This window comes from Marinitoga okinawensis (assembly GCF_055387075.1).
Genome location: NZ_AP042422.1, coordinates 993,919 through 1,012,824, shown reverse-complemented (window position 1 = coordinate 1,012,824; position 18,906 = coordinate 993,919). Strand labels below are relative to the sequence as shown.

The window sequence follows — 18,906 nt, the reverse complement described above, 5'->3', positions numbered from 1 at the left end:
TGAGGTATATTGTGAATATATTAGATCTAAAAGAATATATAAATGGAAAGAAAGTTTTACATACTACACATAAATTATCAGATTGTGATGGAATAGCCTCAATATATTGGGGAATAAACTTATTTGGCGGAGATTATTATATTCCACAGCCTGAGTTAAGAAGTGGGGGAGGATTATTAAAATATCTTGATTTATCTTTAGATAATAATATAAATTTAGATTCGTATGATATTTATTTTATATATGACACTTCAAATTATGAAGATATTGATTTTATAAGTTTAGAAAATAAAGAATATGTTATTTTTGATCACCATAGTAAAATAAATGAAGATTTTGTATCTAATTCGGTTTTTACATATATCAATAAGGCAAGTGCAAATGTTATAAATTTATATGAATTATCAATAAATAATTCCATCCATTTAAATGATGAAATATTATTATCTTTTGCTACTGCATTATACACTGATACATTAATATTTAGAACTGCTCGCGAAAAGGAATTTTATTATTTTTCAAAGTTTATAAAAAATAAAAAATTTGAAGATATACTCAATATAATATATTCAAAAAATATAGATCAAAAAGATTTTATTAATTCATTAAAAGATATAAAAATTTATAAGATAAAGGACTTGATAGTTTCTGTAGATAATTTCAATAATGTAAATCAATATCAAGCTTTTCTCGATGGATTATTAGATGTCTTAGGTATAGATGTTTCTATTGGCATTCTACCTTTAGGAATTAAAATACAGGTTAAAAAAATTCACGTTCAAAAGGTGTATCATAGATTATTAGTGCCTTTACAAAAAAATTTGAATATAAAAAAGCAACATGGTATATGGTTAAACTTTTTTGATTATCAATTAATATTAACCGAATTGAAAAAATATAAAAAATAGCGCCATCTTGGCACTATTTATTTTTAATAATTGCATCAAAAAATTACATGCTATCTAATTTAATCATTATCCATTATATTTTCATTTGATAAAATTTTCTTTCTTTCTTCAAGTATTTTTTCTAAATCATCATGAGAGTTATTTAATTTTTCTTTTACTTCATCAATATATAAATAAATTTCCTCGCGATTCTTTATATAAATATTCCCATCTTCCAAACAGTAAAATTCATACTTGGCATTACCAGCAATAAGCTTTATTTTCTCTTTTTTTGGAGAAGTTGTTCTTTTTACTTTATTATAATATTTTAAATCTTCGATATTTTTATCGAATAACTCCTTCAACTTCTTATTTAAATATATTAAAACAAAATCAAATTCTTTCATGTATTAATTATACCACATTTATTAAAAAGTATACATTAAATTATTTTGTAACATTAATTTTTATGCATTTAATTTGTTATATTTAATATCCTTTTAAAGATTCATCTAATGTTCCGTCTGGCAACATCCAATCTTCATGATATTCACCATTTTCCTCTTTCTGATATCTAATACATTTTTTCCAATTTCCTTTGCAATAATTTTCTATCCATTCTTTATCAATCAATCCTTTTTCAAAATATCTTTTCATGGGACACACAAAATACCATTTACATTGCTTCATATACATAACCCCCTTCATATAGTTACTATAAATAGTATAGTATTATATTTGTTAAAAATCACTCAAAATAAAATACATTCGTGTTATAATTATATATAAAGTATTTTACTAAAGAGGAGGAAGATCATGCAATTTCATGAAATCACAAATAAAGTATTTTATATTAGCGATAATACAAATATCGGGGTTATTAAAGTCAATGACAATAATGATGTGTTAATTGTAGATAGCGGAAGTGATGATTCAAAAGGAAGAAGAATAGTAAAAACTTTAAAAGATAACGGTTTACATGTTAAATATATTATTAATACTCATGTTCATGCAGATCATATTGGAGGTAATCATTATATACAAAAGCATTTTCCAGAAGTAAGAATTTTTGCATTAAGATCTGAAATTAGTATGATAGAAAATCCTATTTATATGCCTTACTTTTTATATTCTGGTGCATATCCCATTAAAGATTTGAGAAATAAATTTTTACTTGCTAAGTCTTCAAAGGTTACCGATGTTATTAATGATGAAGAAGCAACTATTAATATAGAAAATAATTTAATAAACATAATACCATTAGATGGGCATACTGAATTTCAAAAAGGTATTTTATTTGATGATATTTTATTTTGCGGAGATGCTCTTATTTCTGAAGAACTTCTTGAAAAACATAAAATACCAGTTAATGTAAACATAAAAAATGCTAAAAATACTTTATTAAAACTTATAGAATCAAATTATTCTTATTATTTACCATCACATGGAACGTTATTAGAAAATATTTCAGATCTTGCAAAAGCAAATTTAGAAAGAATCGAAGATATAGAAAATAGAATTCTTGATTATATTATAAAGGAACATTCGACAGAAGAAATAGTTTCATATATGCTTTATATATATGAATTAGACATTAATAATGCTATTTTATATTACTTATATAATACAACAATAATGGCATTTTTAAGTTATTTAAAAGATGAAAAAAAGATCACTTTAACTATAAAAAATAATAAAACTTTATGGAAAGCTATATAAATCTATATTTTTAAATTATAATAATTGGACTAATATGGTATAATATAATCGAATAAAAGAATTAACCACAGGTTCAAAACTTTACTATTCGACTATGTTATAATAAAAATAGAATAAATTTAAATCAATTACAATTTAGGAGGGATTTCTATGGACAATATTTTAAACATCACTGATTCTGTATATTATGTTGGAGTTAATGATAGAGATACTCATTTATTTGAAAATATGTGGCCTTTACCAAAAGGAGTTACGTATAATTCTTATATTATACGAGACGAGAAAAATGTGCTATTTGATACAGTTAAAGCAACAAAAACACATGTTTTTTTGGATAAAATAAATACACTTTTAGACGGAGAAAAAATTGATTATTTAGTAATTAATCATATTGAGCCTGATCATTCTGGATCTATTTCTGATATTTTAAGAGCTTATCCAGACATTAAAATAGTTGGAAACAAAAAAACTTTTGAATTTCTAAAAGCATTATATGGAATTGAATCAAACTTATATGAAATTAAAGATGGAGATGAAATTGATTTAGGAAAACATAAATTAAAATTCTATTTGACTCCTATGGTTCATTGGCCAGAAACTATGATGACATATGAAACAACAGAAAAAATATTATTTTCAGGTGATGCATTTGGTGGATTTGGAACATTAGACGGTGGAGTTTTTGATGATGAGGTAGATTTAGAATATTATGAAAATGAGATAAGAAGATATTATTCAAACATTGTTGGAAAATTTGGACCAATGGTTCAAAGAGCTATGGCAAAGTTGTCAGGTTTAGATATTAAAGTTATTGCATCTACTCATGGCCCAGTATGGAGGACAAATCCTGGAAGAATAATTTCATTATATGATAAATGGAGCAAATATGAGACTGAAGAAGGTGTAGTTATCGCATACGGTTCTATGTATGGAAATACAGAAAAAATGGCTGATTTCATTGCTAGATGTTTAGCAGATGAAGGAATTAAAAATATAAGAGTTATGAATGCTTCAGAAGTTCATGAATCTTTCATTATAAATGAAATTTGGCGTTTTAAAGGTGTATTGTTTGGAACCAACACATATAATAATGGTATATTCCCACGAATGGAGAATTTGCTTATTAATTTAGAACATAAAGGAATTAGAAATAGAGTATTTGGAGTATTTGGTACGTATGGTTGGAGTGGTGGAGGAGTAAAAGGTATTGTAGATTATATTAAGAAAAACAAATGGGAAATGGTTTGTGACCCTGTCGAAGTACAATTCTCTGCTCATGAAGAACATTATGAAAAATTAAGATACTTAGCCAAAGAGATGGCTAAAAAAGTAAAAGAAAATTAAATATATAAACGCCTTGCTTCTGCAAGGCGTTAGTTTTTTATTTTTTCAAAGATATGGCATTTACTGGGCAAACTCTCTGACATTCAAAACACATTAAACATTCTTTATTAACGATTTTTCTTTTTTTATTATCTAAAGTAATAATAGCATTATTTGGACAAACATTCTGACATAATCCACATCCAATACATTTATTTTCATCTATTTTTAATTTTACAGGAGAAATTCTTTCACCAATATTTAATAATGTCCCATACGGACATAATTTTTTGTGCCAAAAAGCTTCTTCAAAAAATAGGGTAATTAAAGTTGCAATACCTATAACGTATAATAATATATTTAATTTAATCTTTAGTATTTTTGTTGTAATGAATAATGCTATAAAAGCAAAAAGAAGTATATATCTAATGATATTAGATTCTAAAAACTTTGGAGTTTTAAATCTTTTTATCCCCATTTTTTTATATATAAAATTTATAGGTTTAAATATTGTATTAATTGGGCATACCCATCCACAATAAAATCTTCCTATAAATGGAGAAAGTAAAAGTCCAGAAATAAAAATAAACATCCATTTTATTAACATATGATTTTTTAATAAGATGAAAAACAAAATAAAAAATAATATTTCAGACAAATACATAAAAATTATTTTTGCTGTTATTTTTTTCTTCATAAACTCCCCCCTCTCATATTATGATCTTATAATATTATATCAAAATGACGACTAGAAATATGTGATTAACATCACGCTATATTTCTAAGAAAATTTTAAGTGAATTCTAAGTAATTTTTAAGGAATGTGTTTTATATTATTATTAGAGGATAAATAAAAAATAGTGGAGGTGATTATATGAAATGTATGAACTCTGAATTTAACATAGAAAAATATCAAAATAATTCAAAAAAACTTGATATAATTACTGGAATAATAGAAAAAGTAGAAAAAATCAATAATTCAAAATATTTATTCCACGTTTATATCAAAGATAAATTTAATAATATTTATAAAACAATGGTAAATTCAAGACATACTGGATTATTGATTCCAAATAAAGAAATAATTGTTGAAGGAATTTCTATAAGATTTAAAGATTATTATAAACTTATATCTTATAAAATAATATATAATGGCAATAAATTTTCAACAGCTTTTTAAAATAAAAAATGGGTATTAGAATACTAATACCCTAAAGTTTTTCGTATTTATGCAAAAAGGAGAGACAGTATTTTTAATATTCATTTTTTAAAATTTTACATAATTCAGGAACTATATCTATTGAAATTTCTTCACCTTCATCATAGATTTTCTTTAAACTAGGATTATCTATTTGAACCATTATTTCTCCAAAATCGGTATCAATAAATGATTCGATAGTATTTCCAAGATAAACATTTATTTTTACTTTTCCCTTTATCAATCCTTTTTTTGGATCTTTTAAAACCAATGATTCTGGTCTGGCCATTAATACGTTACCTGAACCAATTTCTACATTTGATTCATATTTTGGTATCTCTAAGATTTTTCCGTGAAAATCAATAATACATTTATTTTCTACAATATCTTTTACTTCAACATCAAAGAAAGCAACTTTTCCAACAAAACCAGCTACAAATTTTGAATTTGGATTTTCATAAATATTATTAGGAGTACCTATTTGTATAATTTTCCCATCTTTCATAACAATTATTCTATCTGACAAACTCATAGCTTCTACTCTATCGTGAGTTACATAAATTGCTGTAATCCCTAATGATTTTTGTATTCTTCTAATCTCTATTCTCATTTGTTCCCTTAAAAGTGCATCTAAATTTGACAAAGGTTCATCCAATAACAAAATAGAAGGTTCTACAATAATTGATCTTGCTAACGCAACTCTTTGTTGCTGACCACCTGATAATCTTGATGGTGCTCTATTTGCCAAATCTTTTAACCCAACCATATCTAAAGTATTTAAAACTTTTTCTTTAATTTTTTCTTTTGGCAATTTTTTAAGTTTAAGACCATAAGCTACATTATCAAATACTGTCATATGTGGGAATAAACCATAGCTTTGAAATACTGTAGCTGTATCTCTTTTATTTGGTGGAAGATAAGTAACATCTTCATTACCTATATAAATTTTTCCTTTTGTGGGTAATTCAAAACCAGCAACCATCCTTAATGTTGTAGTTTTACCACATCCAGAAGGACCTAATAAAGTAATTAATTCGCCTGGTTTTATTTCAAAATTTGAATTATTTACCGCAACAACTTCTGTATTGTATTTTTTGTCATAAAATATTTTAGTAACATTTTCCAATCTTAAAGATACTTGTTTTTTTGTCATATTTCCACCTCTCACTGAGAAACTGTTTTTTCTAAAGTTTCACTTTCTCTAACCAATAATCTCATTATTCCAAATGCAGCTAATACAATTATTATTAACGTTGTAGCCAAAACGCTTGCTAATCCAAATCTTAAGTTTTCAGAGAAATTATATATTAATACAGTAATATGATACCATTTAGCTGAAATCAAGAATATAACAGCACTAACAGCAGTCATTGATCTAACAAAAGTATATGATAAACTAGAAATAAATGCAGGCCTTAAAAGTGGTAGTACTACCGTTTTAAATACAGTTGGAACATCTGCACCTAAATCTTGAGCTGCTTCTTCTATTGAAGGATCAATTTGTCTTAGTGCTGCAACTCCTCCTTCTACACCAACAGGTAACTCCCTAATAATATAGTTTATAACAATAATTGCTCCTGTGCCGACCAAAATAATAGGTGGTTTATTAAATGCTAAAATATAACTAATACCTATTAATGTACCCGGAATAGCAAAAGGTGCCATAATCAATATTTCAAAAATACGTTTTCCACTAAATCTTTTTCTTACTAAAATCAATGCTGTCATCATAGCAAGTATACCAGCTATAGGTGTTGCAATACTTGCAAGAGTTACAGTATCTGTTATAGCATCTTTCCCTCTTTGAAGCGCTTCTTTAATATTCTCTAATGTGAATGTATAATCAATTCCCCAATTTTTCACAAAACATCCTGCTACAATGGTACCATATAATGAAATTAAGAATATTATGATAAAAATCATTAAAGTTACTAAAGTTATTTTTACTGGTTTTGAAACCAATTCAGTTATTCTAGGTGAAGGTTTGCCTGTAACTGTTACAAAGGACTTTTTTGATACCCAGAATCTTTGAACCAAAAAAGCAGTTATCGTAGGCAATAACAACAATATAGACAAAGCTGCCCCATTTCCTAATCTATTCATACCTGTAACTTCTAAATATGCTTCAACAGATAATACTCTATAATTACCCGATAAAATTAAAGGATTCGCAAAATCCGCTAATGAATTAGTAAATACTAATAACCACGCACTTAATATTCCAGGCATTGAAAGAGGTAAGGTTACCTTTAAAAATGTTTTCAATTTAGATGCATTTAAATCAAGCGATGCATCTTCTAAAGTAGAATCAATAGAATGCAGAACACCAACCATGGTCAAATAAGCTATTGGAAACATTCCCATTGTTTGAACTAAAGTTAATCCCGTTAAACCATATATACTAAAATTATGTAAACCTAATATTTTTTTCGTAATTAACCCATTATTTCCAAATAATAGTAATATTGATAATGTCAAAGAAAATGGTGGGGAGATAACAGGTAATGTTGCCATAGTACTAAAGAATTTTTTACCTTTAATTCCTGTTCGTGCTAAAACAAATGCAAATAAAAATCCTACTAATGTAGATAAAGTTGCTGTAGAAATTCCTAACTTAATACTACCCCAAAAAGCACTTAAATATTGTTTAGTAGTAAGTATCCTTTTCCATATTTCTAAAGAAAACTCTCCATTTTTTATAAACGTCAATCTTACAGCTTCAAATAATGGATAAGCTGTAAAAAGCGCCACTATAATAAATATTGTTAATATTATGAAGTTCATTACTGGATCTCTTGAGAAATTTATTATTCCATATAATAATGCAAATATAATTATTATAGAATACATGAAAATATTTACCAATCTATAAAATTTCATATATCCATCCATTTTGAAAAAGAATATACCTATTCCTAAAACATCATAATCATCATTTATGATAGGAGCAAAAATAATTCTGTATTTTGAATTATTAAACTCATAATCTTGTTTTGAGAAATAAAATTCACTATATTCAGCACTTTCAATCCCTTTTTTAAAATCTTCCGAATTATAATTTTCTTTATAAAAATTATATAAATCATTATCATCATAATAGTCAGTTGTTTCAAAAAAACCAGGTAATCCATTAATATAGATTATCTTTAAATTCTCATTTTCTTCTTCATATTTTTTTATCCATTTTTTATAATCTGCTCCATTTTGAGGAATTGATCTGGAGATAATATGACTTGTTTTTAAAAAGTTATCATTTAAAACAGAATTATATGATTTTTTTACATTTGAAAATATCCAGAAATCTAATATACTAACAAAAATTAGCAGTATAATGAAATAGACTATTTTCTTTTTAGTAAACATATTTTCAACTCCTGTACAGTATTTTAATTTAGGCGGCAAAAGGATTGCCGCCTAATAAAATTATTTTGCACCTATTTCTCTATTCCATCTATCAACTAATCTTTCTCTATTAGCTGCGTCCCAAACAAAATTTTGATTTACTATTCTTAATTCATCGATGTTTAAAGGTGCTTTATCTTTTGGAGCCAATTTAGAAACTGGTAAAACATACCATTCAGCAATCATTGCTTGTGCTTCTTTTTGTAACATCCAATTATATAATTTCTTTGCTGTAACTGGATTAGGTCCATTCTTTATTAATGACATAGATGCAAGTTCAAATCCTGTACCTTCTTTTGGAACTGTTACTTTTAATGGTGCTCCATTTGCTATTAATCTAAATAAATCATGAGCATAACCAATTGCAAAAGGTATTTCACCTATAGCTGCTTGTTTTCCTCCAGCAGAACCAGATTTTGTGTATTGATCTATACTTCTATCCAAATGATGTAAAAACATGAATGTTAATTCTTCATCTTCATGGAACATGTGAAGAATTGTAGTTATTACATTATATGCTGTTCCAGAAGTATTAGGATTTGCAACCCTAACTAATTTTTCATACTTTGAATCAATAATATCAAACCAACCTGTTGGTGCTTCTAATCCTAATTCTTTTGCTCTTTCTTCATTTGTTGCAAAAGCTAAAACACCAATATATAAACCAATCCAATAATTTTCAGGATCCCTGAATTGTGCAGGAGTATATTGAGCTAAAGGTGATTTATAAGGAGTTGTTAAACCTTTTTGTTTAGCTTCAACATGACCTAAACCTACTCCACCAACCCAAATTGATGCTTGAGGATTTTCTCTTTCTGCTTCTAACCTAGCAACTGTTTCTCCAGTAGATAGTCTTACCCATTCAACTTTTATACCAGTTTCTTGTTCGAATTTATCAAACAATTCTTTAGCAAGAGGTTCTTCTAATGTTGTATATGCCTTTACAACATCACCAGCTGCGAAAGCAAAGATACCTATCAACAATAACGATACTAAAAATGCCAACTTTTTCATACAAACACCCCCATATTTAAGATATCATTCGTTATTTTTAATAATCCATGAAGCTTTTTCACTAAAAAACAATTTAATATTTTCACCTTTTTTAGGAATACGATTTTCTATTGGATTATATAAAACACCGCTAACAAGATAATTATTTTCTAATCTCACATCATATTCCACATGCGAGCCCAAAAATACTGTTTTTTCAATAATTCCAGAAATACTATTTTTCTTTTCTTTGTAGTCTATAGATTCTGGTCTAACAACTAATAATACATCATCATCTTTTTTCAAAGAAATATTACTAATTCCATAGAAAGTAGCATTTAATTCTTCATTAAATATTGCTATTTTATCTTCATTAATATCAACTACTTTTCCATTTATAAAATTAACTCTACCAATAAAATCTGCTACAAATTTATTTTGAGGTTTAGCATATATTTCAAACGGTGTTCCTACTTGCATTATTTCACCTTTGTTCATAACTACAATGACATCAGAAATACTCATAGCTTCAATTTGATCATGAGTTACATATACACTTGTTATATTTAACTCTTTTTGAATTCTTCGTATTTCTGTTCTCATAGATTCTCTCAACTTAGCATCTAAATTGGATAACGGTTCATCAAATAATAAAACTTTAGGTTCCATAACCAAACTTCTAGCTAATGCTACACGTTGTTGCTGGCCACCTGATATTTGGTCTGGCCTTCTATTTTCCATTCCTTCTAATCCAGTTAAATTAATTATTTTTTTTACTTTTTCTTCAATTATATTTTTGGGTAATTTTTTTAATTTTAATCCAAATTCAATATTTTCTTTTATTGTCATATGTGGAAATAATGCATAACTTTGAAACATCATAGATATATCCCTTTTATTTGGTGGGTCATTTGTTATATCTTTGCCTTCAAGAAATATTTTTCCGTTTGTTGGAGTTTCAAATCCAGCTATCATTCTAAGTGTTGTAGTTTTTCCACACCCAGAAGGTCCTAAAAAAGTTACTAATTGTCCTTTTTCTACTTTTAATGAAAAATTTTTTACTGCCACTGTTTCTGTATTTTCACTTTTAAATATTTTATAGATATTTTTTAGTTCTAAACTCATTTTTGCACCACCCATTCAACCTATTCAGAAGCATAATTATTGTTTACCAAAGAAATTTTATTTTTCAAAAATATTTTCAAGATGAATACAAAAGATAAAATCAACATTATCAAAACAACTGAGAAAGCACATGCCTCAGATAATCTACCAGAATCTGTTTGACTTAATATTTGTACAGTCATTAAATTCCAATCAGCTGATACCAAAAATATTGCAGCACTAATAGCTGTCATAGCTCTAACAAAAGAATATACTAAGGCAGAAAAAAATGCTGGAACAATTAAAGGTAATGTTATTTTGCTAAAAACTGTTTTATCATCTGCTCCTAAAGTATATGCTGCTTCTTCAATAGCGGGATCTATTTGATTAAGCAAAGAAATCCCACTTTGTATTCCTACTGGAATATATCTAAAAATAAAATTCAAAACTAAAATTGCAAAAGTCCCTGTTAATAATAATGGTTTCGAATTAAAAGCTAAAATATATCCTATACCAACAACTGTTCCTGGAACAGCAAAATTCAATAATGATACGAATTCAAGTGTTTTTTTACCAGGAAATGTTTTTCTTACAATTAAAAAGGCTATAATCATGCCTAAAACTGCAGAAATTGGTGTTGATGTTAATGCTATAGTCAATGTATCTTTTATAGCTTCCTTACCAACATCAAAAACATATTTAAAATTTTCTAAGGTAAACTCATTATTCATTCCCCATAATTTTGTAAATGCACCCCAGAAAATAGTTACATAAATAAGTAAGATAAATAAGGATATTATTAATACCAACGTAAAAAGTAGCCATTTAGCAAATTTATTTACACTTTTTAATTGCGAAGTATTAGGTTTCCCTGTTACTGTTATATATTTTTTCTTTCCAATCCAATATTTTTGTATTACAAATGCTATTAAAGAGGGTAATAAAAGCCATACAGCCAAAGCAGCTCCAGTTTTCAAATCAAACATACCTGTAATTTGCAAATATGCTTGAACTGATAATATAGGAAATCTAGAACCAGCTAAAATTAACGGATTACCAAAATCTGCTAATGATTCTATAAATAAAACAAGCATTGTGCTGGCTATTCCTGGAACAGATAAAGGTAATATTATCTTTGTAAAAACCTGCCATCTTGAAGCTTTTAAATTAAACGCAGCGTCTTCAAGAGTAGGTGATATCGTTGAAATGACTCCATCTAATGTGATAAATGCGACAGGGAAAAAAGTAATTACCTGAGCTATCATTAATCCCCATAATCCATATACAGGAAATGTTCTTATACCAAAAATTTTAGCTGTTAACAATCCATTAAAACCAAATAACATAATTATAGCCATAGCTCCAATAAAGGGAGGAAACACCATAGGAATAATGGCTATTGTTCTAAAAAATTTTTTAAATGGGATATTTGCCCTATTTATAGTATATGCATAAAGAAATCCAATAAAAGTACCAATGACAGCTGTTAATGTTGCAATAAAAATACTATTTTTAAAACCTTGTCTCATATAATCATTGGCCAATGCTTCTTTATACACATCCAAAGAAAATTTATTTTCTGAATTTGTAAAACTGATCATAAAAACCTTATATAACGGAAAAATTATAAATATAAATAAAGATATAAAAATTAAAATAAGCAATATTATTAAAGAAGGATTTTTCAACATTTTTTTTATTTTATTTGAGAATTCTTTATTTGCTATTTCCATATAAATTCCTCCAAAAAAAGGGGGAATACCCCCTTTTGTTATTTAACTGGTAAAACCTCTTTTATCCATCTTTCAACTATTCTCTTTTTGTTTTGTGCAGCCCAATTCTCATCAACCGTAATTAACTTTATTGTTGATAATGGTTGTAATGTGCCGAAATCAACATCTGATCTTACAGGATAAAAGAATGTTTTTTCATCAACTATTGTTTGTTGTCCTTTTTTAGACAATAACCAATCTACTAAAACTTTTGCTTCATATTTGTGTTTTGCTCCTTTTATAATTGAAACACATGCTGCTTCATATGGCACTCCCTCTTTAGGAAATACAACTTCTATTGGATAACCTTGTTCTTTAAATTGGAAGAATGCTGGTGTAAATTGAATCCCTAAGCCAGCTTGTCCAACTCCAACAGCTTTCGAAGGGCCTGTTCCACTTTGAGTATATGATTGAACATTCTTTGCTAGTTTCTTTAAATAATCTATCATACCGTCTTCACCGTAAGTAGCTATTAAGCCTGTTATAAACGCATATGCTGTACCTGATGTTTGAGGACTTGGATATTGAATCATATTTTTATATTCAGGTTTTAACAAATCCATCCAGCTTTTTGGTAAATCTGCTTTTATTTGTTCTAAAACTTTTAGGTTAACTCCAATTCCAAGTGGATTCATATAAAAAGCATGGAAATATCCATCAACATCATAAAAGTTAGGAGCTATACCATATACACTTAAAGTTTTATATGACTCTGTCAAACCCTTTTCTTTTGCAATAATGTGATTTGGCATTGGTGCCCCAAACCATACATCAGCTTGTGGATTATTTTTTTCTGCTTCCATTCTTGCTAATGCAGGTCCTGAAGATAAGAATATATACTTTACTTCAATGCCAGTTTGTTTTGAAAAAGCATTTAAAATTTTTCTAGCATTTGCCTCATCTACACTACTATAAATAATTAATTCAGCAAAAGAAAGACTTAATGCAATCAACATTAAACCAATTAACAAAATCTTTTTCATTTCAATACCCCCTATACAAAATTTAGTTACAATATCATAATAATAAAAAAATGAATTAAAAATTCATCAGAAATGTATTAAAAATGTAACAAAATGAAGATTAGAAAGCAGAATTTAAAAATGGTAAGAAATTACCTTCAAGAAGATAGAGGAAGTTGTTCATATAATATATAGAAAAATATTTTTCATCATATATGTTTAAAACTAAAAATTCTTTGTTGTTTCTTAATATTTTAATAACGTAAATTGGGTTAGATTCACTTTGTAAAATTTCTCCTATTTTTTTTGTGGAGTCTATTTTGCTGGATTTTTCTATTATCTGGTACAATTCTATTAATTTATTTGGGTCTTTTAAATAAATTCCTTTCTCATGGTTAAAGATAATAATTTTATTATCTTTATCAAGAAAAGCTCTTGATATATTTTCTAAAGAATAAATTTTATTTATTAATTTTTCCTTTACAAAAAGTAGATCTTCATCATTTTCAGATCCATAAGTCAAATTGTTTATTATTAAGTTATTCGAAAATTCATAATACACTTTTCTACCATCAAGAAAATATATATATCCATATATCTTATTTTCAGAATTATCTAAATTTGGAGAAATGTAGTTATAAGTTGGCAAATCAATAATTTTTCTCCACAATTCTATAATTTCTGTTGGATCATTTAAAATATATGTAGGCAAATATTTCACTTTAACTTCAATTTTAATAGGAGTAGAAGAAATATATTTTTCCATTAATTCTTCATTATCATTTATAAAAAAAACTTTATTATAGTCTTTATTGTTTAAATATATCCCAATAATTACAGAAATGGATGCTAGGAGTATAAAAAAGATTATATATATTTTTATTTTATTATTAATCATACTTTCTTTCTCCTTTATCATTGACATTTAAAGGTAATTTGATAATAAATTTGGAGCCTTTGTTTATTTCAGATTCCAAATATATTTCTCCATTATGTTTTTTGGCAATTCCCTGAGAAATACATAAACCTAAACCGTTGCTTTTTTCTCTTTTAGGAATATAAAAGGGATTAAATAAAGTTTTCTTTACACTATCCTCTATACCAATACCATCATCTTCTATAATTAAATAAAAATAACTTCTTTTTATTTCGGAATATATTTTAATTTTTGAACATTTGCTATGTTTAATTGCATTATCCAATATATTTAAAATAATTTCTTTTATTTTTTCATGGTCAATAAATAATTCTATAAAATCAACATTCGCCTCTATTTTGATATTGAATTTTTTGAATCGAGGTTTCAAAATACTTATACACTCATCCACAAGATTTTTTATATTATATTCTTTAAATTCAAATTCAAAAGAATTTTTATTAAGCTTGGATACATATAATAGTTCTTCAACCAACTTCAATAATCTATTTCCTTCTTTAATAATGTAATTAAGAGAAATATTTTTATCTTCTTCATTATTTAGTTTTTTTATGAGTTCAGCATGTCCTAAAATTGAAGTTATTGGAGTTTTAAGTTCATGAGTAATATTATTTATAAAAACTTTTTGTTTATCTTTTTCATCTTTTAATGACCTAATGTAATGTTCTATTTTATCAACCATAAGATTAAATGAATTTACAAGAGAATTAATATCATCATTACTTTTTATATTTATTCTTTCTTTAAAATTTCCATTAGCAATTTTTTCTGTTTCATTTCTTAATTTTTTAATAGGTATTGTAATAGAATTAGAAAGAATATAATTAAAAAATATTATTGCTATAATAGATATAATATCTATTATAACAAGAGTTTTTTTTATTTCCCATATTAATTGATATTCAGAATCCATAGGATAAATAAACCGTATAGCTCCTATAATATCATTTTTTAAAAAAATTGGGCTTGAAAAAAATAAAATTATATGATTATTTTCCTTTTTTAAAATATAATTTTTCATATTATTAATTGCATAGTGAACATCTTGATATACAAAGTATTTTATATCTGGTGAAGTATCAGTAAGAAGTTTTTTTCTAATATCATATATTTCAATATGTAGATGATATTTTTTAGATAAATAATCTGAAATAAATGGAGCCATTTTTTCTAATTCGCCAAATACATCATTGTAATTATAATCTTTTAAAGCGTTCATAAAGTATATTTGACTTTCTTGGCTATACTCAGTCATTTTTTTAACAGTATTATTGATAATATTTTTTTGAAAGGTATTTAGAGTAATGAAAAAAATTATTATAAGAATAATAAAAGTTGTAGAGATATTTAAAAACAAAATTTCATTTCTAATACTATTTTTCATCAGACACCTCTAATTTATAGCCAACTCCATATAATGATTTAATGTATTTTCCATATTCTCCCATTTTTTTTCTCAATCGTTGAATTGCCATATCTATAGCTCTTGTATCTATAGATGTATCATATCCCCATATTTTTTCTAATAATATTTCTCTTTTTAACACCTGATTATGATTGTTCATAAAAAGCTCCATTAATTCGAATTCTTTTTTTGTTAAATATATCTCATTATCATTTATAAAAAATTTTCTTGAATCATTTTCTAAGGATAGTGGACCGATAACTTTTCTTTTTAAGGAAATATTAGCTTTTTTAATCCTTTTCAAGATATTTCGTATCCTTAAAATCAATTCCTTGCTATCAAAGGGTTTAGTTATATAATCATCTGCACCTAATTCCAATCCCAATAATTTATCATTTTGATTATTTTTTGCTGTTAATATAATTATTGGAATTTTAAAATTTATATTTTGCAACTCTTTTAAAACTTCAAATCCATCTTTATCTGGTAGCATTAAATCTAAAACAACAAGTTCTGGATTTTCTTTTTTAAATAATTCTATTCCTTTATTGCCATTTTCTGCAGCAATAACATCAAAATTTTCCAATATTAAATTCATTCTTATTAAATCTCTAATACTATCCTCATCTTCAATAATTAAAATTTTCATAATCCCCTCCAATATCTTGAAGTTTAATATTATTTTAATTATATTATACCATATAACATTTTACCTTCTTCTAATACTTTAGCTGTAAAGGTTATTCCAAATAGATCATCTTTAGTGTATCTAATTTTCTTTCAATAACGAAACAAAAAATAACTCAAATATATTAATAACAATAATAATTATTAATCCTGCAAAAAGTCCATACAATGTTCCTACCAAACCAATAACATATGAAAAACCACCAGAAATAATAGATGTTGCTGCTGAAGATATACTTAAAGCTATACCTTTATTGCGTTTATATTTTTCAACAATTATGGCCTGAAGAGTTGGATATGTTGTAGCGTATGCTAATCCAGTAAGTATAGTTCCAATAGCTGAAATTATCATGTTTTTACCTAATAAGATAGTAAGTGTAGAAAAAACTATTGATAAAAATACTACAATAAACAACCACTTTTTATACCCCATTTTTTCCGGCATTTCTGATAAAAATGATCTTCCTAAAAATAACCCTAACCATAAAAATGATGGGAAAATAGCTGCATTAGATACATTAAAATTTCTAACTTCATATAAGAATGTAGATATCCATGATGTAAAATTCATTTCATAACCAACATAAAATGATAATGCTAAAACTAATATTATCAATGAAGAATTTAGCACTTCCTTTAATGAACCTTTGCCGCTTTCTAAATAATTCGCATGTAAGTTTAAAATATCATTTTTTATAATATATATTGATATTAATGGAATTAAATTAATTAATGCTGCTAATAAGTAAGTTGATTTCCAATATGGTGTATATTTTAATACTAAAGAAGAAACAATAGGACTAATTACAGCACCCATCGCAAATGATGCGTGCAATAAATTTAAAATTTTACCTTTTTTACCCTCACCAGAAACTCCTATTAAAAAAGGGACTGAAACTTCTAAAGCTCCTCCACCAAAATTTATAAAAAACATACCTAAAATAACCATAATGTATGAATTCATAAAAAACATAGTGAAATTACCTGCTAACAATATTAATATTCCGCTAATAATAACATAAAAAGCTTTGTATTTTTCTAGCAAATAACCATATAATAATGATGAAACCAAAAATGCTATTGATCCTAATGATAAAGCCAATCCAACTAGGGAATGGTCTATAGAATAAGATTTTTCAATAACAGGAATTAATGTACTGTTTAAAATCAAAGAAAAACCAAAAATAAAAAAACTACTAAATCCAAATATCAATTGTGTTTTTTTCATATTTCACCTCTGATTTATTTTTTTATTTATTAGTTATTTTAATTATTGTATAACCATAAAAAGATTTCTGCAAAATGTTTTGCCCAAAAACTTTCATTATGAATACCATTATCATCTATTAATAATTTTACATTTTTATAACCTAAGTTTTTCAATAATTCTGCCATTTCAATTGTATCATTTTTATATTTATTTGCATCATCCATTGAACTTCCCTCTTTACCACCAACATATAAAAAGATTTTTAAGTCACCAACATAACCTCTTTCTTTTACATAATCAGTAATTTTATTGTCAGCAAACCAAAATGCTGATGATAATACACCAACTTTTTTAAATACTTCTGGATATTTCAATGCTGCATATAATGATATTAATCCTCCCATAGAACTTCCCATTATTCCATTATCTTCAGGTATTGTTCTAAAATTTTCATCTATATATGGTTTAAGTGATTTTACTATTGAATCAACATATTTATCACCTTCACCACCCTGTCCTTTAGCAATTTGAATATTAGTATTATCCCATTTCCAGGGGGAATATTCGTTTAATCTGTCACTTCCGCCATTGTCTATTGCAACAACAATAACTCCTGATGTTTTACCTTCTTTAAATAATTTCTCTAATGTTTCATTTACTTCCCATTCTCCAACAAAAGATGTTGCTGCATCAAAAACATTTTGTCCATCATGCATGTATAATACTGGATATCTTTTATTTGATGTTTCATAATCTGGTGGTAAATATATCCAAATTCTTCTTTTTTTATCTAATTCTTTTAAATAAAAATCATTTATAATTTTCACATTACCAGTAATTGTATGTTTCACATTTCCATCTCCTTTTTCTACAAAATCCCTCCAATTATATACTGTAATTTCAATAGTGTTTTTTTTACTGTCAAATGTATATATTCTATTTGATATTTCTTCTCCTTTTTTACCTTTTTCAACAGTTTTCCAATTTCCTCTAGTTATTTTATACTCAATAGTAAATCCAGGTTTAGCTTTTAATGTTATTTTGTATTTACCATTTTCATTTTTTAATTTAAATTTTTCGTCACCAGGGTTCCAACTATTAAAATTTCCTGCAATATATATACTTGAATAATCAGGCGTATAATCTGGTATATTAACAATTATAGTCACATAATTATAACTATCGTCTAAAACATTAGAGTTATTATTTTGAAAAATTGAGCAACTGGTAAATAACATCATAATTAAAGAAATTACAATAATAACTTTTTTCATTCTGAACCCCCTACATAAAAAGGCGGAAAACTC

The 18,906-nt window shown here is 26.1% G+C and carries 18 protein-coding genes; 4 read left to right on the top strand and 14 right to left on the bottom strand.

The window, feature by feature from the left end:
• Window positions 1-11 precede the first annotated feature (11 nt).
• On the top strand, window positions 12-908 hold the full coding sequence (locus ACZ5CK_RS05055) for a DHH family phosphoesterase (RefSeq protein WP_464582812.1): 897 nt from the start codon (window positions 12-14) through the stop codon (window positions 906-908).
• 59 nt (window positions 909-967) lie between these two features.
• Here the strand turns inward: ACZ5CK_RS05055 and ACZ5CK_RS05050 are convergent, their stop codons facing one another.
• Window positions 968-1,294 (bottom strand): hypothetical protein, encoded by a 327-nt coding sequence (locus ACZ5CK_RS05050; RefSeq protein ID WP_464582811.1) that lies wholly within the window; start codon window positions 1,292-1,294, stop codon window positions 968-970.
• Window positions 1,295-1,376: 82 nt separating this feature from the next.
• The gene (locus ACZ5CK_RS05045; protein WP_464582810.1) at window positions 1,377-1,577 is read right to left on the bottom strand and encodes a uracil-DNA glycosylase; all 201 of its coding nucleotides are present in this window, start codon (window positions 1,575-1,577) and stop codon (window positions 1,377-1,379) included.
• A 126-nt stretch (window positions 1,578-1,703) separates the two neighbouring features.
• Between ACZ5CK_RS05045 and ACZ5CK_RS05040 the strand changes: the two genes are divergently transcribed.
• Together ACZ5CK_RS05040 and ACZ5CK_RS05035 are read left to right on the top strand one after the other, a co-directional pair.
• Window positions 1,704-2,606 carry an MBL fold metallo-hydrolase gene (locus ACZ5CK_RS05040; RefSeq protein ID WP_464582809.1) on the top strand — a complete coding sequence of 301 codons (903 nt, stop codon included), beginning with the start codon at window positions 1,704-1,706 and terminating at the stop codon, window positions 2,604-2,606.
• Between the two features lie 150 nt (window positions 2,607-2,756).
• Window positions 2,757-3,950 carry an FprA family A-type flavoprotein gene (locus ACZ5CK_RS05035; protein WP_464582808.1) on the top strand — a complete coding sequence of 398 codons (1,194 nt, stop codon included), beginning with the start codon at window positions 2,757-2,759 and terminating at the stop codon, window positions 3,948-3,950.
• 37 nt (window positions 3,951-3,987) lie between these two features.
• Here ACZ5CK_RS05035 and ACZ5CK_RS05030 read toward each other — a convergent pair whose 3' ends face one another.
• Window positions 3,988-4,626, bottom strand: a complete 639-nt coding sequence (locus ACZ5CK_RS05030) for a 4Fe-4S binding protein (protein ID WP_464582807.1) — start codon at window positions 4,624-4,626, stop codon at window positions 3,988-3,990.
• A gap of 177 nt (window positions 4,627-4,803) precedes the next feature.
• Here ACZ5CK_RS05030 and ACZ5CK_RS05025 point away from each other — a divergent pair, with 177 nt between their 5' ends.
• Complete coding sequence (locus ACZ5CK_RS05025; RefSeq protein WP_464582806.1) at window positions 4,804-5,109, top strand: hypothetical protein; 306 nt, start codon at window positions 4,804-4,806, stop codon at window positions 5,107-5,109.
• 73 nt (window positions 5,110-5,182) lie between these two features.
• On the opposite strand, the gene ACZ5CK_RS05020 is transcribed toward ACZ5CK_RS05025, so the two are convergent.
• The 11 genes from ACZ5CK_RS05020 to ACZ5CK_RS04970 all read right to left on the bottom strand — a co-directional run bounded on the left by ACZ5CK_RS05020 (window position 5,183) and on the right by ACZ5CK_RS04970 (window position 18,873).
• A complete protein-coding gene (locus tag ACZ5CK_RS05020) occupies window positions 5,183-6,280 on the bottom strand; it encodes an ABC transporter ATP-binding protein (RefSeq protein WP_464582805.1) in 1,098 nt (365 codons plus the stop codon).
• Window positions 6,281-6,291: 11 nt separating this feature from the next.
• Entirely contained in the window at window positions 6,292-8,490 is a 2,199-nt protein-coding gene (locus tag ACZ5CK_RS05015; protein ID WP_464582804.1) for an ABC transporter permease, read from the bottom strand.
• Window positions 8,491-8,550: 60 nt separating this feature from the next.
• Window positions 8,551-9,543, bottom strand: a complete 993-nt coding sequence (locus ACZ5CK_RS05010; RefSeq protein ID WP_464582803.1) for an ABC transporter substrate-binding protein — start codon at window positions 9,541-9,543, stop codon at window positions 8,551-8,553.
• A gap of 24 nt (window positions 9,544-9,567) precedes the next feature.
• Entirely contained in the window at window positions 9,568-10,647 is a 1,080-nt protein-coding gene (locus ACZ5CK_RS05005) for an ABC transporter ATP-binding protein (RefSeq protein WP_464582802.1), read from the bottom strand.
• A 20-nt stretch (window positions 10,648-10,667) separates the two neighbouring features.
• The gene (locus ACZ5CK_RS05000; RefSeq protein WP_464582801.1) at window positions 10,668-12,359 is read right to left on the bottom strand and encodes an ABC transporter permease; all 1,692 of its coding nucleotides are present in this window, start codon (window positions 12,357-12,359) and stop codon (window positions 10,668-10,670) included.
• Between the two features lie 38 nt (window positions 12,360-12,397).
• On the bottom strand, window positions 12,398-13,381 hold the full coding sequence (locus ACZ5CK_RS04995) for an ABC transporter substrate-binding protein (RefSeq protein ID WP_464582800.1): 984 nt from the start codon (window positions 13,379-13,381) through the stop codon (window positions 12,398-12,400).
• A gap of 100 nt (window positions 13,382-13,481) precedes the next feature.
• Window positions 13,482-14,258: a DUF3919 family protein gene (locus ACZ5CK_RS04990; protein WP_464582799.1), complete on the bottom strand. Its 777-nt coding sequence runs from the start codon at window positions 14,256-14,258 to the stop codon at window positions 13,482-13,484.
• A complete protein-coding gene (locus ACZ5CK_RS04985; protein ID WP_464582798.1) occupies window positions 14,251-15,681 on the bottom strand; it encodes a HAMP domain-containing sensor histidine kinase in 1,431 nt (476 codons plus the stop codon). The genes ACZ5CK_RS04990 and ACZ5CK_RS04985 overlap by 8 nt, the downstream gene beginning before the upstream one ends.
• Window positions 15,671-16,351, bottom strand: a complete 681-nt coding sequence (locus ACZ5CK_RS04980) for a response regulator transcription factor (RefSeq protein ID WP_464582797.1) — start codon at window positions 16,349-16,351, stop codon at window positions 15,671-15,673. Before ACZ5CK_RS04980 ends, ACZ5CK_RS04985 begins: the two co-directional genes overlap by 11 nt.
• Window positions 16,352-16,471: 120 nt before the next feature.
• Entirely contained in the window at window positions 16,472-17,617 is a 1,146-nt protein-coding gene (locus ACZ5CK_RS04975) for an MFS transporter (protein WP_464582796.1), read from the bottom strand.
• A gap of 38 nt (window positions 17,618-17,655) precedes the next feature.
• Window positions 17,656-18,873, bottom strand: coding sequence for an alpha/beta hydrolase-fold protein (locus tag ACZ5CK_RS04970; RefSeq protein ID WP_464582795.1), 1,218 nt, complete (start codon window positions 18,871-18,873; stop codon window positions 17,656-17,658).
• Between the last annotated feature and the right edge of the window lie 33 nt (window positions 18,874-18,906).